27 protein-coding genes are annotated in these 26,529 nt (G+C 69.7%); 10 read left to right on the top strand and 17 right to left on the bottom strand.

Annotation, left to right across the window (positions count from 1 at the left end):
- Positions 1–312 precede the first annotated feature (312 nt).
- The 4 genes from L0M17_RS20885 (at position 313) to L0M17_RS20900 (ending at position 3,562) form a co-directional block, all read left to right on the top strand.
- The gene (locus L0M17_RS20885) at positions 313–1,341 is read left to right on the top strand and encodes a zinc-dependent alcohol dehydrogenase (protein ID WP_241056556.1); all 1,029 of its coding nucleotides are present in this window, start codon (positions 313–315) and stop codon (positions 1,339–1,341) included.
- Positions 1,341–2,087 (top strand): ThuA domain-containing protein, encoded by a 747-nt coding sequence (locus tag L0M17_RS20890; RefSeq protein ID WP_241056557.1) that lies wholly within the window; start codon positions 1,341–1,343, stop codon positions 2,085–2,087. The genes L0M17_RS20885 and L0M17_RS20890 overlap by 1 nt, the downstream gene beginning before the upstream one ends.
- Positions 2,088–2,186: 99 nt before the next feature.
- Entirely contained in the window at positions 2,187–3,323 is a 1,137-nt protein-coding gene (locus L0M17_RS20895) for a hydroxypyruvate isomerase family protein (RefSeq protein ID WP_241056558.1), read from the top strand.
- A 14-nt stretch (positions 3,324–3,337) separates the two neighbouring features.
- Positions 3,338–3,562 (top strand): hypothetical protein, encoded by a 225-nt coding sequence (locus tag L0M17_RS20900; protein WP_241056559.1) that lies wholly within the window; start codon positions 3,338–3,340, stop codon positions 3,560–3,562.
- Between the two features lie 272 nt (positions 3,563–3,834).
- Here the strand turns inward: L0M17_RS20900 and L0M17_RS20905 are convergent, their stop codons facing one another.
- The 7 genes from L0M17_RS20905 to L0M17_RS20935 all read right to left on the bottom strand — a co-directional run bounded on the left by L0M17_RS20905 (position 3,835) and on the right by L0M17_RS20935 (position 10,354).
- Positions 3,835–4,938: an oxidoreductase gene (locus L0M17_RS20905; protein WP_241056560.1), complete on the bottom strand. Its 1,104-nt coding sequence runs from the start codon at positions 4,936–4,938 to the stop codon at positions 3,835–3,837.
- Between the two features lie 163 nt (positions 4,939–5,101).
- Positions 5,102–5,500, bottom strand: coding sequence for a hypothetical protein (locus tag L0M17_RS20910; RefSeq protein ID WP_241056561.1), 399 nt, complete (start codon positions 5,498–5,500; stop codon positions 5,102–5,104).
- 18 nt (positions 5,501–5,518) lie between these two features.
- The gene (locus tag L0M17_RS20915; protein ID WP_241056562.1) at positions 5,519–6,241 is read right to left on the bottom strand and encodes an SDR family NAD(P)-dependent oxidoreductase; all 723 of its coding nucleotides are present in this window, start codon (positions 6,239–6,241) and stop codon (positions 5,519–5,521) included.
- The gene (locus L0M17_RS20920) at positions 6,238–7,002 is read right to left on the bottom strand and encodes an SDR family NAD(P)-dependent oxidoreductase (protein WP_241056563.1); all 765 of its coding nucleotides are present in this window, start codon (positions 7,000–7,002) and stop codon (positions 6,238–6,240) included. The genes L0M17_RS20915 and L0M17_RS20920 overlap by 4 nt, the downstream gene beginning before the upstream one ends.
- On the bottom strand, positions 6,995–8,380 hold the full coding sequence (locus L0M17_RS20925; protein WP_241056565.1) for an MFS transporter: 1,386 nt from the start codon (positions 8,378–8,380) through the stop codon (positions 6,995–6,997). The genes L0M17_RS20920 and L0M17_RS20925 overlap by 8 nt, the downstream gene beginning before the upstream one ends.
- Positions 8,377–9,267: a polysaccharide deacetylase family protein gene (locus L0M17_RS20930; RefSeq protein WP_241056566.1), complete on the bottom strand. Its 891-nt coding sequence runs from the start codon at positions 9,265–9,267 to the stop codon at positions 8,377–8,379. The genes L0M17_RS20925 and L0M17_RS20930 overlap by 4 nt, the downstream gene beginning before the upstream one ends.
- A gap of 64 nt (positions 9,268–9,331) precedes the next feature.
- A complete protein-coding gene (locus L0M17_RS20935) occupies positions 9,332–10,354 on the bottom strand; it encodes an asparaginase (RefSeq protein WP_241056567.1) in 1,023 nt (340 codons plus the stop codon).
- 300 nt (positions 10,355–10,654) lie between these two features.
- Between L0M17_RS20935 and L0M17_RS20940 the strand changes: the two genes are divergently transcribed.
- The gene (locus L0M17_RS20940) at positions 10,655–11,674 is read left to right on the top strand and encodes a LacI family DNA-binding transcriptional regulator (protein WP_241056568.1); all 1,020 of its coding nucleotides are present in this window, start codon (positions 10,655–10,657) and stop codon (positions 11,672–11,674) included.
- Positions 11,675–11,747: 73 nt separating this feature from the next.
- On the opposite strand, the gene L0M17_RS20945 is transcribed toward L0M17_RS20940, so the two are convergent.
- Genes L0M17_RS20945 through L0M17_RS20965 form a run of 5 tightly spaced genes read right to left on the bottom strand, consistent with a single transcriptional unit; the run spans position 11,748 to position 15,880 of the window.
- The gene (locus L0M17_RS20945; protein ID WP_241056569.1) at positions 11,748–12,716 is read right to left on the bottom strand and encodes a 5-oxoprolinase subunit C family protein; all 969 of its coding nucleotides are present in this window, start codon (positions 12,714–12,716) and stop codon (positions 11,748–11,750) included.
- Positions 12,706–13,611: a 5-oxoprolinase subunit B family protein gene (locus L0M17_RS20950; protein WP_241056570.1), complete on the bottom strand. Its 906-nt coding sequence runs from the start codon at positions 13,609–13,611 to the stop codon at positions 12,706–12,708. The genes L0M17_RS20945 and L0M17_RS20950 overlap by 11 nt, the downstream gene beginning before the upstream one ends.
- Positions 13,608–14,960, bottom strand: coding sequence for an acetyl-CoA carboxylase biotin carboxylase subunit (locus L0M17_RS20955; protein WP_241056571.1), 1,353 nt, complete (start codon positions 14,958–14,960; stop codon positions 13,608–13,610). The genes L0M17_RS20950 and L0M17_RS20955 overlap by 4 nt, the downstream gene beginning before the upstream one ends.
- Positions 14,957–15,202 carry an acetyl-CoA carboxylase gene (locus tag L0M17_RS20960; protein ID WP_241056573.1) on the bottom strand — a complete coding sequence of 82 codons (246 nt, stop codon included), beginning with the start codon at positions 15,200–15,202 and terminating at the stop codon, positions 14,957–14,959. Before L0M17_RS20960 ends, L0M17_RS20955 begins: the two co-directional genes overlap by 4 nt.
- 30 nt (positions 15,203–15,232) lie before the next feature.
- Positions 15,233–15,880, bottom strand: a complete 648-nt coding sequence (locus L0M17_RS20965) for a LamB/YcsF family protein (protein WP_241056574.1) — start codon at positions 15,878–15,880, stop codon at positions 15,233–15,235.
- 171 nt (positions 15,881–16,051) lie between these two features.
- Here L0M17_RS20965 and L0M17_RS20970 point away from each other — a divergent pair, with 171 nt between their 5' ends.
- Positions 16,052–17,539, top strand: coding sequence for a PucR family transcriptional regulator (locus L0M17_RS20970; RefSeq protein WP_241056575.1), 1,488 nt, complete (start codon positions 16,052–16,054; stop codon positions 17,537–17,539).
- A gap of 574 nt (positions 17,540–18,113) precedes the next feature.
- Positions 18,114–19,226, top strand: coding sequence for a PDDEXK nuclease domain-containing protein (locus L0M17_RS20975; RefSeq protein WP_241056576.1), 1,113 nt, complete (start codon positions 18,114–18,116; stop codon positions 19,224–19,226).
- 573 nt (positions 19,227–19,799) lie between these two features.
- On the opposite strand, the gene L0M17_RS20980 is transcribed toward L0M17_RS20975, so the two are convergent.
- On the bottom strand, positions 19,800–19,988 hold the full coding sequence (locus tag L0M17_RS20980) for a hypothetical protein (RefSeq protein WP_241056577.1): 189 nt from the start codon (positions 19,986–19,988) through the stop codon (positions 19,800–19,802).
- 320 nt (positions 19,989–20,308) lie between these two features.
- Complete coding sequence (locus L0M17_RS20985) at positions 20,309–21,031, bottom strand: UPF0158 family protein (protein ID WP_241056578.1); 723 nt, start codon at positions 21,029–21,031, stop codon at positions 20,309–20,311.
- A 532-nt stretch (positions 21,032–21,563) separates the two neighbouring features.
- Between L0M17_RS20985 and L0M17_RS20990 the strand changes: the two genes are divergently transcribed.
- The gene (locus tag L0M17_RS20990; protein ID WP_241056579.1) at positions 21,564–21,812 is read left to right on the top strand and encodes a hypothetical protein; all 249 of its coding nucleotides are present in this window, start codon (positions 21,564–21,566) and stop codon (positions 21,810–21,812) included.
- Between the two features lie 132 nt (positions 21,813–21,944).
- Here L0M17_RS20990 and L0M17_RS20995 read toward each other — a convergent pair whose 3' ends face one another.
- Genes L0M17_RS20995 through mobC form a run of 3 tightly spaced genes read right to left on the bottom strand, consistent with a single transcriptional unit; the run spans position 21,945 to position 24,925 of the window.
- Positions 21,945–22,775 (bottom strand): hypothetical protein, encoded by an 831-nt coding sequence (locus L0M17_RS20995; RefSeq protein ID WP_241056580.1) that lies wholly within the window; start codon positions 22,773–22,775, stop codon positions 21,945–21,947.
- A gap of 18 nt (positions 22,776–22,793) precedes the next feature.
- A complete protein-coding gene (locus L0M17_RS21000; protein ID WP_241056582.1) occupies positions 22,794–24,527 on the bottom strand; it encodes a relaxase/mobilization nuclease domain-containing protein in 1,734 nt (577 codons plus the stop codon).
- A complete protein-coding gene (mobC, locus tag L0M17_RS21005; protein ID WP_241056583.1) occupies positions 24,524–24,925 on the bottom strand; it encodes a plasmid mobilization relaxosome protein MobC in 402 nt (133 codons plus the stop codon). Before mobC ends, L0M17_RS21000 begins: the two co-directional genes overlap by 4 nt.
- Before the next feature lie 217 nt (positions 24,926–25,142).
- Here mobC and L0M17_RS21010 point away from each other — a divergent pair, with 217 nt between their 5' ends.
- Both L0M17_RS21010 and L0M17_RS21015 read left to right on the top strand, forming a co-directional pair.
- Positions 25,143–25,460: a hypothetical protein gene (locus L0M17_RS21010; RefSeq protein ID WP_241056584.1), complete on the top strand. Its 318-nt coding sequence runs from the start codon at positions 25,143–25,145 to the stop codon at positions 25,458–25,460.
- Between the two features lie 211 nt (positions 25,461–25,671).
- Positions 25,672–26,391, top strand: a complete 720-nt coding sequence (locus tag L0M17_RS21015; protein ID WP_241056585.1) for a hypothetical protein — start codon at positions 25,672–25,674, stop codon at positions 26,389–26,391.
- The last annotated feature ends 138 nt before the right edge of the window (positions 26,392–26,529 follow it).

Below are 26,529 nucleotides of genomic sequence, written 5' to 3' on the forward strand. Positions count from 1 at the left end.
TCTGTCGACTTTCGGCTCTGTGAGCGCTGTCACGTCGATGCCGTCCGGGACAACGTACCCTCTGCTCCGTCCGCAAATCCAGACTTCCGGCCAAATTTTTTTTACGTACCAAAAGTGGTTCACAGACGGCCTTCGCGGCCCTAGTATCGCTTTCTGACTGGTGGTTTCCCGGCTCTGGCCATCTGACAGCAGGGATGCGCCAGACATAAGTTGTTCGAGACAGCTTTCCCTTCAGCCCCGCTTCCCGGCCCCCGGGCAGCGGGCTGCCCACCGCGCCGGATCGACGGCGCACCAGCAGAAACGAGCGTTTCAGTGAAGGCAGCAGCGATCACCGCGCCAGGCCGCGTCGAGGTCCTCGACCAGCCGCAGCCGGCTTCGAGCCGCGACCTCGTCGTGGTCAAGATCCTCATCTCCCCGATGTGCACCGAGTTCAAGCACCGCCATGGCGGCCCGGTCCAGGACGCGCTGGGCCACGAGGCCGCGGGCATCGTGGTGGACGCCGGCCACTCGGGGCGGGTCAACGTGGGCGACCGGGTGGCGGTCATGCCGCACTACGGGTGCGGCACCTGCCCGCTGTGCACCGCCGGGGACTACATGTACTGTCCGAACCAGCGCGATGTGCTGGCCGAGACGAACCAGCCGTACGGCACGGCCACCTACGCCGAGTACGTCCTGAAGCCCGACTGGCTCCTGGCACCGATCCCCGACGACATCCCCCTGCGCCACGGCGCCCTCGCCTGCTGCGGGCTCGGCCCCAGCTTCAACGCCATGCAGCGGATGGGCGTCAACGCCCTGGACACCCTCCTGGTGTCCGGGTGCGGTCCGGTGGGCCTCGGCGCGATCGTGCAGGGGGCGGTCCGGGGAGCAAGGGTCCTCGCCATCGAGACCCACCCCTACCGTGCCGAACTCGCCCACAAGCTGGGAGCCGAACGAGTCTTCGACCCCCGCGATCCCGACATGGTCGAGCAGATCCGGGAAGCGACCGGCGGCCGCGGCGTCGACGCAGCAATCGAGACCAGCGGCGCCCCCGGCGCCTCCCGCACCCTGGCCCTCGCCACCCGCTCGCGGGGCCAGGTCAGCTTCGTCTCCTGGGGCAACGACCTCGACCTGCCGCCCCTGGTCCCGCTCGGCCTCGACATCCACGGATGCTGGCACTGGAACCACCTGAGCATGGCCCCGCTGATGTGGGAGACCGTCCGCAAGGCCGGAAGCCTCCTGGACACCATGGTCACCCACACCATGGACCTCGACGACGTAGCCGCAGCCATGGACATCCAGGACACCGGCGCCTGCGGCAAGATCTTCCTCCTCCCCCACGGACAAACCAAGGAGACCGAATAATGACCAAGATCGTGTTCCTCGTCGGCGAAGGCGAGTACGAATCGGACCGCACCATGCGCCCCATCGCCGAGCACCTCGAGGCGAGACTCGGAGCCGACGTCGTCTACAAGACCCCCGACGTCCTCGAGGACATGCCGGACTTCCCCAAGCAGAGCTTCGGGGACCTCTCCGACCTCGACGACGCCGACCTCCTGGTCGTCTACACCCGATGGCGGCAGCTGCCGGACGAGGAGATGCGCCACATCGTGGACTACTGCAACCGCGGAGGCCACGTGATCGGCCTGCGCACCTCGAGCCACGCCTTCCACTACCCGCCCGAGAGCGAATGGGCCGAGTGGAACGACGGCTTCGGGCGCAACATCCTCGGCTCCCCGTGGATCAGCCACCACGGCCACTCCTCCAGCACCGACGTCACCTGGGCAGACAAGGAAGGCCACCCCATCCTCGAGGGAATCCCCGAGGCCTTCCACCTGCGCGGATGGCTCTACCGCACAGACCTCAGCGAAGGGTGCACCCCGATCCTGTGGGGCGAGCCGGTGGACCCCGAAGACGAGCCGACGCCCTCAGCCGTCGCCTGGACCTGGGAACGCCCCAACGGCCAGCGCACCGTCTACACGAACATGGGGCACCCCTCCGACCTGCGCCAGTCGATCGTGAAGACCTTCCTCGCCAACGCGGCCAAGTGGTGCCTCGAATCCGAGACGCCCGACGCCAGCCACGACCTCAGCGGCTCCCTGAGCCGCTGAGGTCCTCCCCCCTGCCGCGGGCCGGTGCCGTGCCAGCCGGCACGGCATCGGCCCGCTATGGGGGGAAACGAGTGGTCGACTGCCGAGGAGGCTGATGACGTGGCAGTGTTCCCCGGCACCTGTCTGCCGCTGGCGCTGAACTGCTCATCCGTCCTGTCCCACCTTCCCCTGCTCCGGCAGCCCTCCGCAGCAGCCGCGGCTGGGTTCGAGGAGATCGAGCTGTGGTGGCCCTACCCGGACCCCTATCCCAGCAGAAGGGACATGGACCGCCTCGTTGCAGCGGTGGAGGACGCCGGAGTGCGCGTCGGACTCCTGAATCTCTTCGGCGGGGACCTCTGGGCCGGCGAACGAGGCTTCGCCTGCATCCCGGGACGGGAACAGGACTTCATGGCCTCGCTCGATTCGGCCCTCGAGCTCGGCGGGAGACTGGGCGTGAAGGTCTTCAACCCCATGTACGGCCTGAGGGTCCCCGGGGCGACCGCCGATGACCAGGAGCGCACGGCAGTGGCGAACCTCGCCCAGGCGGCCCAGCGCGCCGGCGACCTGGGCGCCACCCTCACACTCGAACCCCTCAGCGCGCTGCCCGCCTATCCGCTTGCGACCGCGGCCTCCGCACTGTCCATCATCGAACGCGTCCGGGACCAGGGCGCGGCCAACATCGGCCTCCTCGCCGACTTCTACCACCTCAGCTTCGGTGGAGAGGACATGACCGCCGTGATCCGGCGACGTGCCCCAGACTTCGCCCGGATCCAGATCGCGGATGCACCAGGGCGGGGATGCCCCGGCAGCGGGAGTCTCCCGCTCGAAGAATGGGTCCAGGCAGCGTTCGAAGCCGGATACGCCGGTGGCGTCGGCCTCGAATACCGAACCGACGAGCCCGACACGTGCTTCTCCTGGCTCACCGACTCGCCTGAACGGAACCGGGCGCACTGCCCCGAGGCAGGAGCGGCAGTCGAACTTTGCAGAGGCGGCTTCCTCGTCAGGCGGGGCATCGTCGAAACCGTGATGCCGGACAGGTCTGGCTTCTGGTTGGCAGCCGAGGGAGTGGAGCCAAGGGCCTTCGTTCACCTCGACTACCAGGACGTTGAGATCGGAGCTGCCCCGGCGATGTCGACGGAGACAGGTGAGGGCCGGGGAAGCAGTCCCCTGGCGACTGGGCGCGCCTTATCATCTTCGGCTGCGTCTGCGCTTGGCCGAGCGAAGCCCAGATTTCTCAAAGACTCCATCAAGAGCTAAGACAGGAGCAGACAATGGCGCTCAAGACCATTGATTACGCCAAGACGCTGGAGATCGACAGCCGGAAGGTCCTCGAAGCCGAACTCGACCGTGTCGTCGACCACGCCATCCAGCACGCACTCGACACGCCCGGACACGGAATCCTGGTCACCCGGCATTCGCCGGGCTCCTTCACGGTGGAACTCACCGCCGACGTTCCCCAGGGCATCATCGCCGAGCTCGACCTGATGGCTCACTAGCCCTCTTCCGTTTCGGGTCTCGGCCACCTGCGTCACCAGAATCTGGCCAAGCCCCGTTTCCCTCGTCGGCAGAACAAGGATCCTGCTCTCTCCCCTGGAGAAGGAAGATCATCTCCGAGCGATTGCGACGGGGCATGCAGACGCGTCCGGCCCCCGGCTACTGTACCGCCCGTCCTCAGGCGCTGGCGATCGCCGTCCTTGGCGACCTGCAGCGGTTGGGGGTCAGGTTCCGACCCCCCGGGGAATCGCGTGGCCGGGAGCAGGAGGCCTCCTCAGGAGAGGAGTTCGAGCTCCCAGTCCTTGACGTCGGCCACGGGGGCGAACAGGCTGGCGTCCAGCTCGTCGAGGGGTCGGCCGTTGCGGGCCCTGTCGGGCCAGTCCCGGTTGCCGAGGGCTGCCTTGCCCAGGGCGACGACGTCGGCCGCGTGGTCGGTCAGCATGGACACGGCGGTTTCCGGGTCGTCGAGATGTCCGTTGGCGATCACCGGCAGTCCGGAGTGCTGCTTGGCCAGGGCCGCAAGCGAGGGGCCTTGGAGGCCGAAGGCCGGGGCGTATGCCCTGTGCTCGGTGGTGTGGATGAAGTCGACGCCGGTGGCACCGAGGCTGGAGAAGATGACCTCGGCCTCCTCGGCGCCGCCGGCCCACCGGTGGTCGTGGTCGCTGACCTTCGACTGGGAGACCCGGACGCCCACGGTGGTCTCCGGCCTGAGGGCCTGGCGGACGGTGCGGGCGACCTCGGCGGGGAAGCGCACCCGGTTCTGAGGGGAGCCGCCGTACTCGTCGGTGCGGAGGTTGAGGTAGTCGGTGAGGAACTGGTCCAGCAGGTACCCGTTGGCGCCGTGGATCTCCACGCCGTCGAATCCTGCCTCCTCGGCGCGCAGCGCGGCGGCGACGAAGCCCTGGAGGACCTCGTCCATCTGCTGGCGCGTGATCTCGGCGGGGACCCTGTAGGGGCCATCGCCGCGGTAGAAGTCCAGCTGCGCCCCTTTGGGGGCGACGGCCGAGGGGCCGATGGTGGTCTCCGCGAAGCGGCTGCCCTGGGCTTGGGAGCCGGCGTGCATGAGCTGGGCGAAGATCTTGGCCCCGGCGGCGTGGACTGCCTCGACGACGGTGGTCCAGGACCGGGCCTGGTCGTCGGTGGCCAGCCCCGGCTGGTACAGGTAGCCCTGGCTGTGCGCGGTGTCCGGGTAGATGCCCTCGGTGATCAGCAGGGCGAACCCGCCCCGGGCGAAGGCCTCGTAGTAGGAGGCCATCTTCGCGGTTGCCAGGCCTTCCTCGGTGGCGCTGATGCGGGTCATGGGCGCCAGCGCGACCCGGTTGCCCAGATGCGTGGAGCCGAGCTGCAGGGGCGACCAGAGCGGGGCGAGGTTCGTCATGACGGTCTCCTTCGGAGGTTCTCCGGGCGGGATCGCCCTTGTCGCGAGAGGTATTCGGGGCCCAATCCTACCCAAACGATTGGCCAAGGGTTGGAGTGCCGGTGGTCAGCGTCGGAACGGGCATTTTTCGAACCCGGTGTGGAGCCGCAAGACCTGCGGGCCCTCATCGAGGGGGCAGGGGCCTCCCCGGAGCGCTGCCCGTGCGAGCGGGGCCGCTGCTCGCGGCCTCCCGTCCGGCGGCTATGACGGCCTGCAGCAGCAGACGCTCGGCCACGGCGGGGTACCTGGCCTCGAGCTCCTTCGGGACGTCCTCGAGGCCGAGGGCGGCGGGCGCCGCGGCGAACACCGCCGCCCAGGCCTCTCCTACCGTGGCGCACAGTGCCTGCCGTCCGCCGGAGGCGGTGACGGCGAAGCCGGCGGCGAGCCCGGCGACCTTGACCCGGCCCGCCAGGGGCGGGCACAGCCCTGCGATCATCTGGGCCGCGATCAGGTTCCCCCGCGTGGTGCGCCCCTCGGGGAACACGGGATCGGCCACTACAGCCCGTCCGCAGACACCGCACATGTTCGGTTTCCTTCCGCCTCAGGGCATCACGTCGCCGGAGTTGGGCCCGAGGGTCTGTCCGACGAAGAGGTTCCCACCCGGGTCGCTTGCCAGGAGCACGGCGGCCGGGGCGACCTCGGCCGGCGTTCCGAACCGGCCCAAGGGAAGCTCGGCACGCTTCGCCTTCTTCCATTCCTCGGAGATCCCGTCCACGAGCGGTGTCTCGATGGGGCCGGGCGCGATGGCGTTGGCCAGGACGTTGTCCGCGGCGACCTCGAGCGCGAGGGCCTTGGTGAAGCCGATGACCCCGGCCTTGGCCGCGCTGTAGTGGCCCAGGCCGACCCCGCCCTTGATGCCCAGCTGGGAGGCGACGTTGATGATCCGGCCCCAGCCTTGGGCGCGCATGGGTCTGAGGACTTCGCGGCTGCAGAGGAAGACTCCGGTGAGGTCTACGCTGATGGTCTCGTTCCACAGGGCGAGGTCCATCTCCTCCACGGGGGCTTCCGTCAGGAGGCCTGCGGAGTTCACGAGGACGTCCACGGTGCCGAACTGCTCGCGGACCGCGGAGAAGGCTCGGCGCACGCTCTCCTCGTCTGCGACGTCGACGCGGATCACGTCGGGGGCATCGGCCCGGTCCAGGACTGCAACGCGGTCGCCGTTCTGGCGGAACGCCTCGGCGATGGCCCTGCCGATGCCGCTCGCGCCGCCGGTGACGACGACGGTCCGGCCGGAGGCGCGTCCGTCGGCGGCTTGGGCGCTCATGCGCGCATCTTCACGGTCAGGCCGCCGTCGACGACGATCGCCTGTCCGGTGACGTAGTTGGCGGCCGGGGAGGTGAGGAAGCCGATGACCTCTGCCACCTCCTCCGGGTGGCCGACGCGGCCCCAGGGGATGTCGTTCCCGGCCCGCCTGAGGCCCTCGGGCCCGAGCGAGTTGACCGGGTCGAGGGACTGCGGCGTCTCGATGAGGCCGGGGATGACGGCGTTGGCGCGGATCTGGCGGGGGCCGAGCTCCACGGCGACGCTGCGGACCAGGCCGAGGACTCCTGCCTTGGCGGCGGCGTAGTGGGCGTGCTCCTCCCACCCGTACACGCCCCCGGCGATCGAGGAGACGGCGACCATGGCCCCGCCCTCGCCCATCCGGGCCGCCCCGGCGCGCAGGGTGCGCAGGACGCCGGTCAGATCGACGTCGAGCATGTCGTGCCAGCGCTCGTCGGAGAGCTCGCCGAGCGGAGCGTTCCGCAGGATCCCGGCGTTGGCGACCGCGTAGTCGAGCCGGCCGTACTCGTCGACGGCCCGCTGGGCGAAGGCCTCGACGGAGTCGGTGGAACGGACGTCGACTTCGTGGACCACGGCCTGCCCCCCGGCGTCCTTGACCTGTCGGAGGGTCTCCTCGGGGTCGTGGGGGTCGCCGGGGAACGTGCCGATCACGGTGCGGATGTTCCGGGCGGCGTAGTGGACGGCCACTGCCCGTCCGATGCCGCTGGCCGCGCCCGTGACGATGGCTGCTTTCGCTTCAGGCATGGGGGTGGTCCTCCAGGATGGCTTCGACGGGGGGCTTGGCTGCGATCATCAGGACGCCCGAGAGCAGGGTGCCCAGGGCCCCCACCCACAGGGCGGCGGTGCCGGTGCCGGAGCCGGCAGCGAGGGCGGTGAAGAGGGCCCCGCCGATGATGGTCCCGGGCTGGCTCATGGCGCCGATGAAGGCGGTGCCCGTGGCGCGGCAGCTGACCGGGTAGCACTCGGCCATGAAGTACTGGATGGCCGCGTAGGGGCCGACCAGGAAGAACAGGCCCGCGCCGTAGGTGAGGATGATCAGGAACGGACTGGACGCGACCGGGCTGAGCATCACGGCGAAGGAGAGCCCGGAGATGATCCAGCCGATGATGATGGTCTTCTTGCGCCCGATCCTGTCTCCGAGCCAGCCGTGGAAGACGTAGCCGAAGTAGGCGAGCAGGTTGATCACGATGAGCATCCAGAACGCGTCGGAGAGCTCGACGCCCTTGGCGTTCTTCAGTACGGAGCTGCCCAGGACGCTGAAGATCGCGATGCCGAAGAAGTTGATGATCCAGGCCAGCGAGAACACGATGGTGTTCCGGCGCAGGTGCGGCTCCCAGATCCGCTTGAGCGGTGCGGCGGAGGAGTGCTCGACTCCGTAGGCGGCTGCGAGGGCGTGGGCCTGCTCGGGGTTGCCGTGCTTCTCGAGCTCGGTAAGCTTCCGGTGCAGCTCGAACTGGGGGGTCTCCTTCAGCTTCCGGGAGATGACCCAGACGATGATCGCCGCGGGCACGGTGGCCATCAGGTAGAGCGGGCGCCAGCCCAGCGACGGGAGGAAGGCCAGGGCCAGGGCGCTGGCCAGGAGGAAGCCCAGCGGCCAGCCGCCCTGGATGAAGGAGTAGTGGAAGCCGGGGCGCTTGCGCTTGTCGGCGACTTCGGTGACCTGGTAGACCTCGTTCATGTAGGTCGCGTTCACGGCCTGCTCGGAGAACCCGAGCCCGCCGAAGGAGCGCACGACCACGAGCAGGACGCTGCTGAGGGCCCCGAGTGCCGCGGGGATGGCCGCGGTCAGCGCGGAGATCACGGCGGTGCCCCCGATGGTGGTCATCATGCCCTTGCGCCGGCCGAGGCGGTCGATGACCGGGCCGATGCCGAAGCACACCACGGCAGTGCCGACGGCGATCCAGGTGTTGATCGCGTAGGCCTCCGGGGCGCTCCAGCCGAATTCCTGCTGCATGGCCGGCAGCAGGGTGCCGAAGAGCCCGTAGTCAAACACGGCGACGGTCCAGGCCAGCAGGGCCAGGACGGTGGCGACAGTGGTGGTCCTCTTCGAGAAGACAGGGAAGCGGCGCTTCTCGTTAGCGGCAGGCGCCGTCAGGTCGACGCCGGTGGTGCGGGTGCTCACTTCGAGGTGTCCTTCCGGGGACTGCGGGCGAGGAACGAGTCGGCGATCTGGTCGAACTGCATCCAGGTGACGCCCTCGTGGCTGTTGATGTGCTCGATGAGGCGCTCGAGCATGAGGAGGACCTGCGGGCGCCCGGAGACGTCCGGGTGGATGGTCATGGTGAAGGCCGCCTGGTCCATCTCGCGGTAGACCCAGTCGAACTGGTCGCGCCACATCTGCTCGATGTCCCGGGGGCTGACGAAGCCGTGGGAGTTGGGCGAGGCCTTGATGAACATCATCGGGGGCAGGTCGTCGAGGTACCAGTTCGCCGGGATCTCGACGAGGTCGGTCTCCTCCCCGCGGACGAGCGGCTCCATCCACGCCTCGGCGTCCTGGGTGTAGTCGATCTTCTTCCAGCTGTCCCCGACCCGGACGTAGTAGGGCTCGAAGTCGCGGTGCATCAGGGAGTGGTCGTACTTGATGCCGCGCTCGAGGAGGATCTCGTTGGTCACGGGGGAGAACTCCCACCACGGGGCCACATAGCCGGTGGGGCGGCGGCCCGAGACCTTCTCGATGAGCTCGATCGAGCGGTCCAGGATCGCGGTCTCCTGCTTGCGGTTCATCGCGATCGGGTTCTCGTGGGAGTAGCCGTGCACCCCGATCTCGTGCCCTGCGTCCACGATCATCCGGGTGAGGTCGGGGAAGGTCTCGATCGAGTGGCCGGGCACGAACCACGTCGCGGGCAGGGAGTACTTCTCGAAGAGGCGCAGCAGCCGGGGGCCTCCCACTTCGCCGGCGAAGAGGCCGCGGGAGATGTCGCACGGGGAGTCCTCTCCGCCGTAGGAGCCGAGCATTCCGGCGACCGCGTCGACGTCGACGCCGAAGGCGACCTGGATGTCCTTGGTCATGGTTGGGGCCTTTCTGGATGTGTGGAATTCAGCTGGTGTGTCGGTGGGTGCAGGGGCGGATGGGTCAGGGGTTGCCTCCTATCGCCGCGAAGGCCTCGGCTACCTCTTCCCGCGACCTGCCCAGCCGCAGGAGGAGGGACAGGAGCACGAGCGACTGGGACGGGCGCAGCAGGCCCGAGGGGACGGCACCGGCGGCGAGCAGGTCCTTCCCTCCCCCGGCCCCGTACACCGGGGCCACCGGTCCGGCATGCACGCGGGTGCTGGTGACCACGACCGCCCCGCCCGCCGTCGCCTCGGCCACGGCCGCGCAGAGCTCCGGGTTCGCGTTCCCGCTGCCGGTGCCCTGCAGGACGATCCCGGCGGCGCCGGCCGCTAGGGAGGCACGGAGGTGGGCGGCGTCGGCGCCGGGGTAGGACGCGACGAGGTCGACACGGCGGGCGCGCCCGGCGTCGGGGCCGGGCAGGGGCAGCGGGTCCGGGCGCCGGTGCGCCGGCTCGGCCAGCGTCACGGCGCCGTCCTCGCCGACCCGTCCTGCGAAGCCGTAGTCCGGGTTGCCGAAGGCGTGCTGCCGGACGGTCTCCGTCTTCCGCACGCCCCGGGCGGGGAAGACGTCCCCGGCGAAGCACAGCAGGATCCCGCGTCCACGGGCCTGCCCCGAGGCGGCGAGGGCGATGGCCCGGGCCAGGTTCCCCGGGCCGTCCGGGTCGTGGGAATCGGCTGCCCGCTGCGCGCCCGTGAAGACCACCGGACGCGGGTCGCCGTGCACGAGGTCGGCCAGGAACGCCGTCTCCTCCATCGTGTCCGTGCCGTGCGTGACGACGACCCCGACGACGGCAGGGTCGGCGAGGACCTCCCGGATGCGCCTGCACACCAGGAGCATGTCCTCGACGTCGAGGGCGTAGGAGCCCAGGCGCAGGACGTCGACCACGCGCACCGGCAGCGCGAGCCCCTGGCCGGCGGCACGGAGCAGCTCGCGCGCTCCGTCGGAGGCGACTGCCGCGCCTCCGAGGTCCTCGCGAGTGCGGGAGGAGATCGTCCCCCCGGTCGCGAGGAGCACCACGTGCTCCTCGCTCAGGCTCGTTGTCATTACTGCTCCTGCTCCTGCTCCTGCGGTTCCCCTGCCCTCCCCCGCTTGCCCAATCGTTTGGGTAAGGCACGGGAGGGACAGGCACTTGCGTCTGAGGCTCGGGGCACGGTTTCCGGAAGAACGCGTCCGGCGGATGCGGGACCCGGAACTCATGCGACTACCCAATCGATTGGGTTAGGCTTTGTCTCGACTGTACGATGTGGTGGCGGTCACGGTCAAGGCCTTCTGGAAGATCCCTTCCGGGCCGCGGTCGGGTGCGGGCAATGGACAATGGGAAGGCAGGCGGGAGAGAGCTGGAGGATGGAGAAGAACACGAGCGAGAGGGCGGTGACCCTCAAGGACCTGGCCAAGGAGCTGGGCATCCACCCTTCCACGGTGTCCAGGGTGCTGCACTCGGACCCGGACTCGGCCAGAGGCGCGGCGTCGGAGGCCACGGCCCAGCGGATCCGCGAGCTCGCTGCGGAGGTGGGCTACTCCCCGGACCCCCAGGCCACCAGCCTGCGCACGCGCAGGACGCAGCTGCTGGGCGTCGTCGTCCCGCGCCTGTCCGACCTCGTGCTGGCGATCATGTACGAGGGCATCGAGGAGGCGGCGGCGCGCATCGGCTACTCCGCCTTCGTCACCAACTCGCGCGACGACGTCGACGAGCAGCGCCGCAAGGTCGAGATGATGCTCGCGCGCAGGGTGGACGGGCTGATCATCGGCGATTCGCACCTCGACGGGGACGTCCTGCCCGACCTCAGGCACCGTGCCGTGCCGTTCGTGCTCATGAACCGTCGTCATCCCGGCTTCCCCTCCTCGACGTGCGACGACACCCGGGGCGGGGAGCTCGTCGCGGAGCACCTCTGGGACAAGGGCCACCGGCGCGTCTGCGTCATTGCGGGCGAGCCGTACGCGAGCACGGCGGTGGACCGCACCGCGGGCTTCGTGGACCGCTGGCGGGCCCTCGGGGGCGACATCCCGGATGACTCCATCGTCTGGTCGCGCTTCGACACCCAGGGAGGACGCGAGGCAGCGGAGAGGATCCTCGCCGCCGGCACTGCCCCGACCGCCCTCTTCGCGGTCAACGACTTCGCCGCGATCGGGGCGATGGGCGCCCTCCGCACCCACGGGATGGCCGTGGGTGCGGACTGCGCCGTCGTCGGGTACAACGACACGTCGCTCGCCGCCGAGCTGCCCATCCCGCTCTCCTCCGTCCGGTCCCCCATGGCCGAGATCGGCCGGAGCGCTGTCCGGCTGCTCCAGCGCGTCATCCGCGGCGAACCGGTCGAGTCGGTCCGGCTCGCGCCGACCCTCCAGGTCCGCGAGAGCAGCGCCTGACGCCCCTCTCCCCTGTCCCGATGGCGCCGCTGCGGCCCGACGGCCGCGGGCCGCCGCGCGCCGTCCCCCGCCCCTAGCCCGATCGCAGGGCTGCGAGGGCGCGGTCCCGGAAGGCGGTCCGCTCCTTGCGTGCCTCCAAGGCCTCGTCGAGGCTCGCCTCGACGAAGCGGGTGGCCGTCCCGGGGGCAGCCCTGGCCAGCAGGTCCATGTCAGCGCTGATGACCGTGGCCACCATGGCGTAGCCGCCGCCGGAGACCGCGTCGCGGTGCAGGATGATCGGCTGGGTGCCGCCGGGGATCTGGATCGAGCCGACGGCGTAGCCTGCGTCCACGATGTTCGACGGATCGGAGCCGGCCCCGAAGGGCTGCTCGCGCTCCTTCCACTGGACGCCGGGTCCCGAGTAGCGGATCCCCATCCGGTCCGCCACCGGGGTGACCGTCCATTCGCCCGTGAGGAGGCTCTCCCGCCCGGCCTGGGTGAGGCGGTGGTCGTAGAGTCCCATGACCACCCGGACAGCCTGCTCCTTGGCGAACACGGGTCGGAACTCCTCGGGGACCGCTTCCGACCGCGGCGGCACGCCGTCTGGGACTCCGATGGGGACGACGTCGCCGGCCTCGAGCTTGCGGCCCCCGATCCCGCCGATGAGGTAGGTGGACCGGCTGCCGAGGACCTCGGGGACGTCGATCCCGCCGGCGAAGGCGAGGTAGAAGCGGGTGCCGCCCCTCAGGGGCCCGAAGCTCAGCTCGTCCCCGGCCTCGAGGGCGAGCCGGGTCCACTCCTGACGCTCCTGGCCGTTGACCCTGACCGGGACGGGCGCGCCGGTCACGGCGACCAGGGCCGCCTCGGTGGCGGTCAGGACTGGGCCGAGGTAGGTGCATTCGAGCACCGCTGCCTCGGGCGGGTTGCCCACGAGGGCGTTCGCCATCTCCGCCGAGTACTGGTCCATGGACCCGCCCTGGGGGATTCCGACGTTGTAGTAGCCGGGCCGGCCCCGGTCCTGGACCGTGGTCGACAGGCCCGGGCTCTTGACCTCAAATGCCATTGAGGGCCTCCATGAGTTCTCGGTTGTAGCGCTCTGGGTCCTCGAGGGCACTGTGCAGCTCGAAGACCACGGGCGCCTGCCGGTACCGGAAGGTCCCGTTCGCGACCTCGTCCTGGATTGCGTTGTACTCCTGCTCGTCGATCGGCCTGAACTTGACGTTGTCGCCGGGCCGGAAGAAGACCATGAAGTCCTCGAAGTCGGCGAGGGACTGCGCCGGGTCGTAGATCGGTGCCGCGGCGACGCCGAACATCTGGTAGCCGCCCGCGCCCCGCACGGAGTAGATGGCGCCGAAGCAGCCCCCGTGGCCGACGGTCAGTTTCGGCGTGTCGGTGCGGGGGCTGAGGTATTTCGGCACCTCGAGCTGCTTCTGCCGCTCGACGAGCTGGAACAGGAACGGCAGTCCGGCGACGAACCCGACCATCGACACGAGCCAGGGCTGCTCGTGGTGCCGCCGGATGAACTCTGCGGCGCCCTCGAGGCCGTTGACCTTGGCGGCGTAGTCGAGGTCTGTGCCCTCGGGCTCCTGGTGGAACCCCTCGCGGAACCTCTGGGCCACCTCTGCGGTGAAGGGATCGTCGTACCAGACGGGCACCTCGATGATCCGCGTCTCAAGCGTGTCAGCGTGGCCCATGGCGGCTTCCCGCTCGAGCTTCCGGACCGTGGATTCGAGGACCGATGGCGCTAGGACGTCAGGGTCGAAGCGGATCAGGAGCGAGGCGTTGGCCGGGCAGATGTCGACGACGCCCTCCACGCCCACTGCCGAGAGCTTCGAGGCGAGGGTCATGACCTTGAAGTTCGCGGCGAGGCTCATGGCCTCGTCGACTTCGACGAAGAGGAACTCGTCGCCGCCCCAGGTGTAGCGGGCTTCGTGGAGTTCGAGGCTTGGTGCGCTCACGGTGCCTCCAGCAGGTCGGGCATGTTCTCGATGAACTTGGAGTGGTGGGCCACATCGGCGAATTCGGGGCGGGACAGGAGCGTCGAGTGCATCGGGATGGTCGTCTTTACGCCCTCGATCCTGGTGTTCTGGAGGGCCTGGAGAGTTGCCTCGATGCCGCCGGGGCGGTCGGAGGCGTGGACGACGAGCTTGGCGAGCATCGAGTCGTAGAACGGCGTCACGACAGAGCCCTCGCCGACCCCGCTGTCCACGCGTACCCCGCTGCCTTCGGGCCAGGCGAGCCGGGCGATCCGGCCGGGGCTCGGGAAGAAGTTCTTCTCCGGGTCTTCGGCGTTGATGCGGCACTCGATCGCGTGCCCGGTGAAGGCGACGTCCTCCTGCATGAGGGACATGGCGCCCTCGTACGCGATGAGGAGCTGCTCCCGGACCAGGTCGACGCTGGTGATCTGCTCCGTGATCGGGTGCTCGACCTGGATGCGGGTGTTCATCTCGATGAACGCCGCCTCCTGCCGGATAGGGTCGTAGAGGAACTCGACCGTGCCGGCTCCGGAGTAGCCGCACTGGCGGGCCAGCTCGACCGAGGACTCCCGGATCGTCCGCCGCACCACGTCGGGAAGATCGGGCGCGGGCGCCTCCTCGATGACCTTCTGCGAGCGGCGCTGCATGGAGCAGTCGCGGTCTCCGAGGTGGATGAAGTCCTTTCCGTCGCCGAGGATCTGTACCTCGACGTGGCGGGCGAACTCGACGAAGCGCTCGAGGTAGACGGTCGGGTCGCCGAAGACCGCGCCGGCCTCGCCGCGGGCCATCTCGATGGTGGACAGGAGCTCTGCCTCGTGGTGGACGAAGCGGATGCCCCGGCCGCCGCCGCCGGCCGAGGCCTTCACGACCAGCGGGTAGCCGATCTCCCGGGCGATCTCGAGGGCGTCGTCCTCGGGCCGGAGCGGCCCGTCCGTTCCCTTCAGGATCGGGACGCCCGCGCGACGAGCCGCATCGCGGGCCTGGGCCTTGTTGCCCATCATTCCGATGGCCTCCGCTGCAGGACCGACCCAGATCAGCCCGGCCTCTGCGACCTTGGCGGCAAAGGCTGCGTTCTCGGAGAGGAAGCCGTAGCCGGGGTGGAGGGCGTCGCACCCGTGCTCAAGGGCTGCTGCGACCACGGCGTCCTGGTTCAGGTAGCTGGCCGGGGCCGGGGCGGGACCGAGGAGCGCATGCTCGTCTGCGATGTGGGCGGCGAGCGAATCGACGTCGGCCTCGCTGACGCCGACGACCGTCGCGATCCCCATCTCCTTGGCCGTGCGGATGATGCGGACCGCGATCTCGCCGCGGTTCGCAATGAAGAGCCTTCTCACGCCTGGCCCTCCCGCACAACCACGAGCGTGTCCCCCGGGTTGACCATCGCACCATCCTCGACTTCGAACGACTCGACAACGCCGGCGACATCCGACTGGACCTCGGTGAACTGCTTCATGATCTCGACGATCCCGACCGTCTGGCCAGACTCGACGGCGTCGCCCACCTCCACGAACGGGTCCTTGCCGGGGCCCGGCTTGCGGTAGAAGATCCCGGGCAGCGGCGAAATGACATTTCCCATGGCGATTCCTGCTTCCTGCTGAGCGGAGGCTCAGCGGCTGACGAGTACATCGCGGACCGCCGAGGCGACCGCGACCGAGTTCGGCGCATCCGAGTGGACGCAGATGCTGGTGAAGGTGATGTCGAGCGGTGTTCCGTCCACGGCGAGCACCGGCTCCCCGGCGATGGCGCGCCGGACACGCTCGGCCGCAGCCGGCGGATCGGTCGGCTCGGGCCGGCGCTGGATGAGCAGCTGCCCCTCCGGGCCGTAGTTCAGATCCACGTAGAGCTCGGGGACAAAGTCGACGCCCTCGGCCCGGCAGACCTCCTCGTGGGCCGTTCCGGCGAGGCCGTAGAAGGGGATGCCGAACTGCCTGGCCACACCGGCTGCCGCGACCATCAGCTCCTCGTCGCCCGCCAGCATGCCGTACAGCGCGCCGTGTGGCTTGATGTGGTTGAGCTCGAGGCCGTGCTTGGAGAGGAAGGCGGTCAGGGCGCCGATCTGGTAGAGGATGATGGATTCCACTTCCTCGGCGGTCAGCGCCATGCGGCGCCGGCCGAAGCCTGTCGGGTCGGGAAGGCCGGGGTGGGCGCCGACCGCGACGCCGTTCTCCGCGGCGAGGGCAACGGTGCGGTTCATCACGTCGGGATCTCCTGCATGGTAGCCGCACGCGACGTTGGCGACGTCGACCAGCTTCATGAGCTCGGCATCGTTGCCGAACTCGTGGAGGCCGAAGCCCTCCCCATGTCCGAATTGAGCAGCACGCGCGATTGAGTGCTGGAGGTCACATTTCCTGGCATGTCGTTCACGCTACTCAATCGATTGGGCGCTGGGGAATTGGGCGAGCTGCCGAAGAGGCCGCCTTCGATTATGCTTTCTGCACTATCCCTTGCTGTGGGCGGGACTCTCATGCGGCTTCTCGATCTCGTCGGTCTTCCCGGTCTGGACATCCGGCTGCGCGTCAAGGGGGCGGAGGAGAGGCTCTCCCGGCCCATCGCCTGGTGTGCCCCGACCGAGCACATGGACCCCACCCCGTTCCTGTCCGTGAACGCCCTCGTGCTGACCAGCGGCATGGGGTTGAACGTGCGGGACTACCGCATCTGGGACGCCTACGCGGAGCGCCTCGCCGCCGTGCCGGTGGCCGGCCTCGTCTTCGGAACTGGCCCGGCCCACCGTGAACTGCCGGAGGGGCTGCTCACGGCCTGCGAGGCGCATGGCCTCCCCCTCTTCGAGCTGCCTCCGCAGGTTCCCTTCGTCCTCGTGATGCGCCAGGTCGAGCAGACGCTCGCCGCCGAGCGCTACGACGAGCTGCGACGCGGCTGGGACCTGGCCGACGAATGCACCCGCCTCGCCGCCCAGGGCCGCTCACTCACGGCCGTGCTGGACCGGGTCGCCGAATCCGTCGAGGCCCGCGTCGCGGTGACGGACCAGAGCGGCTTCGAGCTCGTCAGCGCCGGGGAGGCCCCGAGCAGTGCTCCGCGATCCACGCTCCGGCTTCCCAGCGGGGAGCCGCACTCCTTCCGGCTCCAGGTCCAGGGCATCGAGAGCAATGTGCTGCTCCACCCCCTGCTCGGCCCGGCGGCGGCCGTGCTCGCCGTCCAGCTCAGCTACACCCTCGGCTCGCGGACTCCCCTGCATTCGCGCGAAGCGGCGCGCTTCATGGACGCGCTGTACGACGAGCAGCCGACACCGGAACCGATCCTGGAAAGGTTCGCGACCGAGGCAGGATTCAACGCCCTTGAACCATGGGGAGCACTCCTGGTCAACGCAACCGAAGGCATGGACCGATTCCAGCTCCGGGTCCTCGCCTGGCAAGCCCGCATCCGCCTCGAAGAACGGTTCCGCACCGTCCGCTTCATGGAGGAGCCCGGGGTGACGACTCTCCTCGTCCAAGGGCCGGCGGACGACGCGAGCCTTCCGGAGGAGGCCCCCACGCTGTTCGCCGACACCCCCGGCCTCTCCGTCGTGGTCGCGGAGGCGGGAAGTTTGGACGAACTGCCGCTCTCGCTCAGGCTCGCACGCCGCCACGTGGGGGCACCAGGCGTCCGGATCGCGCCGGCGGCAGACCTCCCGGCCATCGTCGAAGGCCTTCCGGGACGCGGGCTCGTCGCGATGGCGCAGAAGCTGCTCGCACCTCTGGACACCGCCGACCCCGGGGGAACCCTGCGGCAGACCCTCGCCTCCTACCTCCGCAACGCGGCCAGCTCGCGCGCCGTGTGCGAAGAGCTCTTCATCCACCGGAACACGCTCGCCTACCGGCTCCGCCGAATCGAAGACCTGATGGGGATCAGCCTGGACGACGGCGAAATCCGCACCACCTGCCTGCTCGCCCTCCGCATCCTCCAGCATCAAAGATAAGAAGCCGTGGCAAGCCGGTACGCGGGGCCTTCGCGCGATCCGCCTCCGCTGCATATAGGTGCACCCCAACGCCTCGGCATGCCGGAACGCGTTCATGCGGGGCGCTAGGGTCCTCGGTGCTCTTTCACCACACTTCGGTGCGAGGGTCTAGAGGCGGTGCAACGCCCAATGGGGCTTGCGCGAGGCTGTCCAAAGGTGCCGACGATCTGCGCGGGACGGCCCGCGGCCGTCGGCTCTCGGAGGTCGGGGCGCCCTAGGCGCACTGTGGAGCGGAGGCGGACTTGTGAGAGCTCAGCGGTTCCACGTGTACACAGACGTATGCGCTCTGAAGGAGATCTCACATAGGGCACGGTCTGCGCCTGGTCTCCCGGGTCAAGGCCAAAGCGTCCGGTCCGGGCGGGCTTCGGCGTGAAGCCGAACGCCAAGAGGCCGGTCGTCAGCTTGGGGTGCACTCGCGCCCCGGCTGTCCGCGCCAAACGGGCGCGGCGTTCGGCAATCCGGCCGGGAAACCAGTAGCGTCGACACCGAGAACAAGCCCCGGGCCAAGAGGCCGGCCATTGGAAGCAGACCAGCTGTGAACGACTCCCCCGCCCCCACTGAAGGCTACGACGCCGTCTTGACCGACGTCGTCGACCTGCTCGAGCGGGGAAGGGCCGCGGCCGCCCGCAGCGTCAACGCGGTCATGACGAGGACCTACTGGCAGGTCGGTCGGCGCATCGTCGAGGACGAGCAGGCCGGCCAGACCCGGGCGGCGTACGGCGAAGCGCTCCTGAAACGGCTCGCAGCCGACCTGACGCGACGCTTCGGGCGCGGCTTCAGCCGCCAGAACCTCCAGCAGATGCGGCAGTTCTACCTCACATGGCCGCCCGACCAGATTTGCCAGACGGCATCTGGCAAATCTGGCGCCGATGACTCCGCGCTGACCCGCTCCGCAGCGCTGCCCGCGAACGCGTTCCCGCTTCCCTGGTCAGCGTACGTCCGCCTGCTCTCGGTCAAGAGCCCGCACGCCCGCAGCTTCTACGAGACCGAGGCGCTGCGCAACGGCTGGACCGTCCAGCAGCTGGGCCGGCAGATCGACTCGATGTTCTATGAGCGCACAGCGCTCTCGAAGGACAAGGCCTCGATGCTCCAACGCGGCGCCGACGCCGCCCCAGCGGATCGCATCGCCCCGGAGGACGCCATCAAAGAGCCCTTCGTGCTCGAGTTCCTCGGCCTGAAGGACGAGTACTCCGAGACCGACCTCGAGGATGCCCTCATCACACACCTGGCCGAGTTCCTCCTCGAACTCGGCGACGACTTCACCTTCCTCGGCCGCCAGCGCAGGCTGCGCCTCGACGACACCTGGTTCCGGGTCGACCTGGTCCTCTACCACCGCACGCTGCGCTGCCTGCTGCTTGTCGACCTCAAGATCGGACGCTTCTCCTACCAGGACGCCGGGCAGATGCACCTCTATCTGAACTACGCCCGTGAGAACTGGATGAAGCCCGGGGAGAACCCACCCGTCGGGCTCATCCTGTGCGCCGACAAGGGCGCAGACGAGGCCCGCTACGCCCTCGACGGGCTCCCCAACCCCGTGCTCGCCTCCGAATACAGGCTCGCACTCCCCGACGAGGAAGCCCTCGAGCTCGAACTGGCCCGTACCCGCCGCGAGCTCGAAACCCATCACCCCGAAGACACCGCAGACTGACATCACCCGGGTGCCGGCAGCGATGCCCATCGCGGGGCCGCGGTATCGGTCCGATCCCAGATCGATCACCGTCAGGCCGGGCAGCAGCCACTGATCCAGTCCGGCGGACAGGTCACGCTCAGCACCCTCACCGGCGAGGACCGCATCATGACCACGCTCATCGCCCACTGACTCCGAGGCCTCATCCTGGACGATGGCGCCTACCCGGCGGGAGTCCGCTTCACCAGCAAGTACGGCGCGGGCGCAGGGTCCGGAATCTGCTGGGCGTACTGGCTCCGGCATCGCGACGCTGGCCTGGGCTACGACCCGGTCGACGTCCTCGACAGCGGCGAGATCTCACGACGACCCGGACCTCGAAACCGTGCTCAAGCTGTACCGGCTCCGCGCCCGCTGGACGGGTGCATCGTCCCCTCCGAGGGCACGGCAATCCCCGGGACAGGCCGTGGGCCGTGGAGCACCGGCCCCCGCGCCGCCGAGCGAAGCCGGCGGGAATCCGTCAAAACCCCTTGGACGTGCCTGCTTCGGCAGATGTCGCTGTTCCTGCCCGACCTGAGCCGTCCGGGGCCAATCGCCTCAGCCGCTCCAGATGTCTCCGGCCCGGAGGCGCGCGATCTGCTCCAGGGCAGCCTCCTCGCTCATCCCCGCCCTCACCAATGCGCGGAGCATCCGATCCTGGCTCCTGCCGGGCTGCGGGTCCGCCTGGTGTCCGGGCAGCCCGCGCCCGAGGCGTGCAGCGGGCCGGGATCCGACGATGATCTCCATCGATCCATCCTCGCTTCCTGTGCGAACAGCACATTGTCCCCAGCTGGCGCGGAGGGTTGTCAGCTCCGATTGCAGGAGACCTGGTACCAGCCCGAGAGCCTTGGGGGTGGCCAGTACGCGAGCAGAGAGCCTCAATGCCGCGTTTCGCGTGATGACCGTCACATGAAATTAGCATCCGATCTGCCCCCTGCCCAGCGGGGGCTGTTCGCCCAGCGCGAAGTCCTGTCATGGTGAGGAGGAATCAGTCCTCCGACGGCGCGCAGCCCAGGCTGGCCTCGTCTGGCCATGCAACCTCTGCGGGCGCGATCGGGCCCGGGTTGTCAGCCCACCCGGATGCCGTTCTCGGCGAGGAACTCGCGGGAGCGGCCGATCTGGCGGTCGGCAGTGAAGGCGTGCCACTGTCCGCCGAGGTCCTCGCCCTGGACGATGTCTCGGAACCGGCCGAAAGCGCCCCTGCCCTCGATCGCCCGCTCCAGCCGCTCCCGCAGGGCCAGGTCATGCTGCCGCGCTGCGAAGGCCGCCATGTCCTCCCAGCCTTTGCCGGACCCGGTGCCCTCGAGCCGGAGCCACCGCTCGGGCTCCTCCTCGACCTCGATGGCGGCATCCTGACCGACGGTCATGGGGTCTGTGAAGCCGTCGTCGTACACCGCCCCGGTGTGCAGGTCGAGGTAGCCGCCCGGCGAGAGGCCGGGGTCCCCCTCCAGCATGGTGCCGAGCATCTCCAGGTCCACCGGCAGCACGCGGCCTGCCAGCGGGTCGCCACGGAGGCGGGCCAGCAGGTCCTCGGCCAGCAGCCCGTCCCCGACGCCGCCGCGTCGCATCAGCCGGTTGACGACCGAGAACGCCACCGGCTCGGCCTCCCGGGGCCGCTGCTCCAGCGCCATCGGGATCCCGGCCCCGACCTGCTGCAGGGCGTCGTCGATCTCGCGCCCGGTGACCACGGCGAGGAAGCGGCCCGGGTCCGCCGCAGCAATCGCTGAGCGCAGCTCGGACAGGTCGAGCGCTGGCAGCTGCGCTTGGCCGGGCCATGCGTGCAGCAGCATCGGGTGCGGCTGGCTCGGCCTCGCCGGCGCCCGGCCCTGCCCGTCGTCGCCGTCCCACCGACGTCCGTACTGGTCCGGGATGCTGCCCCACCCCAGTACGGCAGCGGACGATGGGGGCGGACACCCAGCACCTCGAGCGGGTCGACCTTCTCCTGCCCGATGACGCACCGGTGGGTCCAGTCGTCGCCGAGGTCGAAAGTGAACTGGAACTCTCCCCCGGGCCCCACCGTCCGGGCGACCTTGGCCTCGGCGATGTCGATCGGCGCGGCGAGCCGCCCGCCGGCCGATCCGGCCAGCTCGGCTCCCGTCTCCTCGTCGGTGATGATCCGGCCGTCGGCCAGCGTGAACAGCGACAGGTGCGCTCGATCCCATCGGGCAAAGGCGGTGTTGATGGCGTTGGCGAGGTCCAGGAAGGTGTGCGAGGGCCCGACCGCGAAGATCCGCCCGGGCCAGGGCCACAGCTCCTCCCCGCGGCCGCCGAGCAGCTCCACCGTCAGCGACAGCCAAGTTCGTGCCATGGCCCAAGGATCGCATGCGCCGCGGCGCCGCGGCCGCTCCGGCCGGACCAGGCGAGGTTGCCGCCGACGAGGTTCTCTCAGACGAGGGTTTGCCGGATGGTGGCCTCCGCCGCGTCGGGATCGCTCAGGCGATGTCCCCGCAGGTCAAGGATCCGAGGGCAGAGGACATCCAGGCCACGGGCGGCACGGTGCTGACGACCACGGACAGGCATGCCGTTGGACAGCCTGACGATGCAGCTGGCACAGGTCTCGATCCCTTGTGATCATCGCTGCCCCTTCCAACCTTCACTGTTAGAAAGGTGGTTCACGGTGACCCAATGGCGATGGAGGCAGGGCCGGCCGTCGCCAACCGGTTTCCGCCGGTATTGCACCGCACCAGGTCCGACCACCACCGCCTAGCGGCCCAGCTGCTGTTCGCGGCCCTTCCCGAGCATAGTTCGGCCCTTGCGCGCCGTGGCGTCAGTACGCGTGCGGACGGCGTCGGCTGGAGGTGCGGCCTGGGAGACGTCGGCGAGCATGCGGACTTGGACGAGCTTGGGCGGGACGCCGTTAGCTTCCATGGCGGCGGCGGTCTCGGCGCGGCGTTCGGCGCTGTCGTACGCGGCGCCTTCCAGGCCCCGGTTGGTCGTCTCCGCATCTCGAGCCACGACAGCTGCTGCGGCCGCCCCGCCGTCCGACTTTGGATCGGTTGCGGCGCCGGCTTGGGCCTGTTCGGCGTCCAGCCCGGCGCGGGTGGCCTCCGCGTTCAGGCGTGCGGCCTCGGCGCGGTCCTCCTTCTCACCCTGGCGTTCCTGTCCTGCTCCGCTGCGTTCGGCTTCGTACTGGCGCAGCTTGGCCTGGACGGCTGCCGGGTCTGCGGAGAGCGCGTCGACGTCGATCCCGTAGCGCTGGCGGAGTTCGGTGCGCATGCGTTCCTCGGCGGCCGCGGCCTCGGGGGCGTAGTCCCGCCAGGCGATCGCGGTGGCATAGGTGCGTCCGATGCCGTCGGGGCCGGTGCGGTCCCACCAGTCGGGTCGGTTCGCCTGCGACAGCTCTGCGGCGGCGGCGGCGCGTTCCGCGTCGAATCGGGTGCGTGCCTCGCGGGCTTGGCCCCGGGTGGCGGTTTCGAGGACGCGGAGCCTCTGGGCGTGGATTCGGGCGAGGAATTCGCCCAGCTGCGAGGCGGCGGTCAGGGCGACGTTCAGCGCCCCGATGAGCGGTTCTTCGAGTCCTTCTTCGTGCACCATGGGGTTTCCCTCGTCTCCTTATCGTTCGGCTCCAGTGTCCCGGCCCCGTCCTCGGCGGGGCTGGTTTCTGCGCGGCGCGGCCGCTGCTCCGTCGGTGCGCGGCTCGATCCTGTTCGGGACGACGCTTCCGGGCGCGGGTGGCCGTGTGGCGGCGAGCATCTGTCGCATTTGCTCGAGCTCGGGTGTGAGCTCCGGCGGCGCCGTGGCGACCGCCGTCCCAGCGGCCTCCGGCCCATGCTTGGCCGTGGCCTTCGCGTTGGCGCTGAGGCGGCTGTGGATGTCCTTGAGTCCGGTGTAGGCGGTGTCCCTGATGGCGGTTGCCTGGCGGAGCTGATCGGTGGCGTGGGCGACATCGTGGATCGCCTGGGCGAGGGCCAGGAGCTGGCGCAGGAGGGCGACCTGTCCGATCGGTCCGCGTCCCCCTTTCTTCGCCGAGGCCAGCAGCATCGCGGTACCGGCCAGTGGCGCCATGAAGAGCGGCTTCGGGGCCTGGTGGCGTTGGAAGGTCTGGGCGGATCTGGACAGGGCGTCGGCGGCCGCGGCGAGCTCGCCCGGGGTCTGCTCGACGGCCTTCGACCAGGCCGCGAAGGCCCCGGCGGTGTCGCGGGCCACGCGGGCCCAGGTGTCCCTGTCCTCGAGCGGTACGTTCCGCAGGTGCTCCCTGAGCGCGCCGAGTTCGGTGTCCATGCGCTCCCACATGGCCGGGTCGGGCTCGTGCGCCTCCCGGCCCGGGGCGACGACCCCGCGGGCGCGCCGTGCGGCGTTCCATTCGGCGGCGGCGTCCATGGCCCCCTGGGGCGTGTCGGGCCATTCGGCGCGCAGCCGGGGCAGGGTCAGGTCGCGGCCGAGGTGCCCGCCCCCGTACCAGATCGGCCGCTCCCCGTGGCGGGGCCGTTCGGCCACGCTGTAGCCGGTGATGACATCCCGGGTGCCGTCGGCGTAGCGGGGTCTGACGATGACGCCGGACCGGCGCAGCCTGCGGACGAACTCGGCCTCATCCTGTGACGCGGTCGCGCACGCCCTGACGGTGCGGGCGAGGGCGTGGCGGGGCTGCTCGGCGCGCAGCTGGGCGACGACCTTCCCCTGCCGGTCTGCAGCGGGGAGGTGCTCCCAGTCGGGTGCGCCGTGGGCCTTGGTGCGGGTGTATTCGGCCTGGGCTCGGGCGCGGGCTTGGGCCTCGCGCTCGGCAGGTTCCCACCCGCGGGTGGCGCGCTCGGCGGCGAGGGATTCGAGGCGCTCTAGTCCGTGCTCTGCCTCGAGCACCCGGGCGGCATTCTGGGCCCGGCGGAAGTCGTTGTGGACACTGGCCTTGGTGCCGTCCTCGCGCACCAGGTTCACCGCCACATGGATGTGGTCGTTGCCGTTCTGCGACAGCCCGTGGCGCACCGCCACCCAGCGCACCGGGGCCTTGGTTCCCTCGGCGTCGTCGAAGCCCATCAGGCGGATGAAGTCGGACGCGATCGCCCCCCACTTCTCGTCCGTGAGCATGCCCTCCTCGGCCCGCAGCGAGAGCGAGCAGTGCCACACGTGCCCGCCCGAAACCTCCGTGTCGAAGGCCCGCCTTGGGCGGTCGAGGTGGCGGGCGATCGCCGCTGCGGAGTCGCGGTTCAGCTCGGCATCCGCGTGCCACGCCATCAGCGCCGCATCGCCGGCGACCAGGTGCGGCTCGGTGTGCTCGTTGTGGCGCCCCTCCCCCACCAGGTAGACCATGAGCCCGGCCATCCGCTCCCCGCGCACGACGTTGGGGATCATGCGCGCTCGCTCACCGCATCGATGAACCCGTCCACGCGCTCCGCGCTCGCCCGGACCGCGGCCATCGTGTGTGTGAGTTCTGCGCGCAGCTCGGCCGGGATCGTGCCGTCGGCGTTGGCCGCGCGGGCGATCTGGTTCAGGTTGTTCCCCAGCGCGGCAAGCATGCGGTGCAGCCGGAACAGCTCGGCCAGCTGCTCCCGCCGCTCCGTCGCCGTCTCCCCCGCGTGCTCGGCGAGGGCGGACTCGACCAGAAGGCGCGGGATCGTGACGCCCTGGGCGTTCGCGCGCAGCAGCAGGCCGGCCTCCTCCTCCGGGGAGACCTTCACCTCGTGCTTGTACAGGCGCCCGCCCGCCACGTTCGCACGACGCCGACGGCGGAAGGCGCGCCCCTTCGGCATCCCATCCTCCACGGCAGCACCCCCTCGCCCAGCGCAGCGACCCCGCCGAATTGCGGGGACAACAAGCCCAGCGTGCCAGAGACCCGGCCAGCGGCCGGGGATCGACACGCCGGTTAGCCCTGCTAACCCTATAGCTTGCTCCGCCGCAGGCGGCTCAGGCTCTGAGGGTCAGCGTGTCCTCCAAGGGACGGCGGATCGTCGTGGTTACCGTGGGCGCATGGCCACTTCACTCGACGCCCAGAAGATCGAAGACGCCCTCCGCCAGCGCCTCGACGCCCGCATGGACTCAGTCCGCGCCCTCGTCCGCTCCCGCCAGGAACTCGACGACGCCAAAGCGATGCTCAAGGCCGCCGAAGACGAAGACGTCCGCCGCTGGAACGCCGCCCTCACCGCCGGCTGGACCCCCGACGAACTCCGCACCGCAGGACTGACCGAACCGGAGAAGAAGGCACGCGTCCGCAAGCGCGCCACACGCCGCAATGCACCCGAGCAGGCGCCCTCACCCGAGCCGTCCCTCCCCGGGCAGCCCGCGTAGCCTCTCGCCCACCTGTGCACAGCGAAAGCTCCACCGCTCCGCGGCTTTCCCTGCACACAGGATGGACGACAGGGACCACCTGACCGCCTGCACATAACCGCCAGCAAACCTACTCATCGGATGGTCACCGGAAGCAGCCGGCGGCCGTGCACAGGCTGGGTGCGTGGCTCGAGACGACGATTCCCAACCTAGAAGAGAAGATGGGTCCGGCATGAACAATCCCGGGTTACAAGCGACGTGGGACACGCTCATGAACATCGCCCCGAGCTTGGTCGCCGTGGTGGCCTCGGCTGTCAGCATTGTTGTCGCAGTTGACCAACTGACTCAGCGTGCGCGAATGCGGCGGCTCGCCGAATGGGCGAAAGACCTCGCCGAAGGAGAAGCAGACCCGAACCGGAGCGCTGTGCTCCTGCAGGTCCAGAGGTGGGCGGCAGGATACGCCTTGGCCACCGTCATGGTCCCTGCCCGGCTCTTTCTCGAAGCAACCATCACCTGTTTCGGAGTCACCGTTGTCCAGATTGCGGTCGGGGCATCGAGCAGCGGGACACCGGTGATGTGGCCTGCCGCCGTTGCGGGTTTCGTCTCGGCATGGTTGCCCCTCCGCCGCGCTCTGCGCTCCTACCTCGAGCGTTACCGAATAGCTTCTGAGTACTTCCGTGGCATCGAAGTGGCCGCACCGAAGCTGTCCATCCTGTTCCAGATGGAAGGCGGAACTCGATCCGAATTCGTCACGAGTGCTGTGCTCGCTGCCGGGATCGTTGTAGTCGGCGTTGGTGCTGGAGTCATGCTCGGCAATGAGACCCAATACGGCCTGATGCTCCTCGTCATCGGTCTCAGCGTCAGCGGACTTGGACTCACTCTTGTCCGGCGCATCGCGCCGCCGATGCTGCACGCAGCGAACCGGCCCCACTCGAAGCTCTGGACGCCATGATGTCCTCATTGAGGTGACAGTCTCCAGGCACTCGACCGACAAGCCTCTCTACTCGGCACCTCGGAGGAGGGCCGCAGCCGCCGGCCGTCCTGTGGGCTTTCGACGATGTAGGCGGGGCCCGAGATTCCCGGGGCTGAG

The organism is Sinomonas terrae (assembly GCF_022539255.1).
GTDB classification, from domain to species: Bacteria; Actinomycetota; Actinomycetes; order Actinomycetales; family Micrococcaceae; genus Sinomonas; species Sinomonas terrae.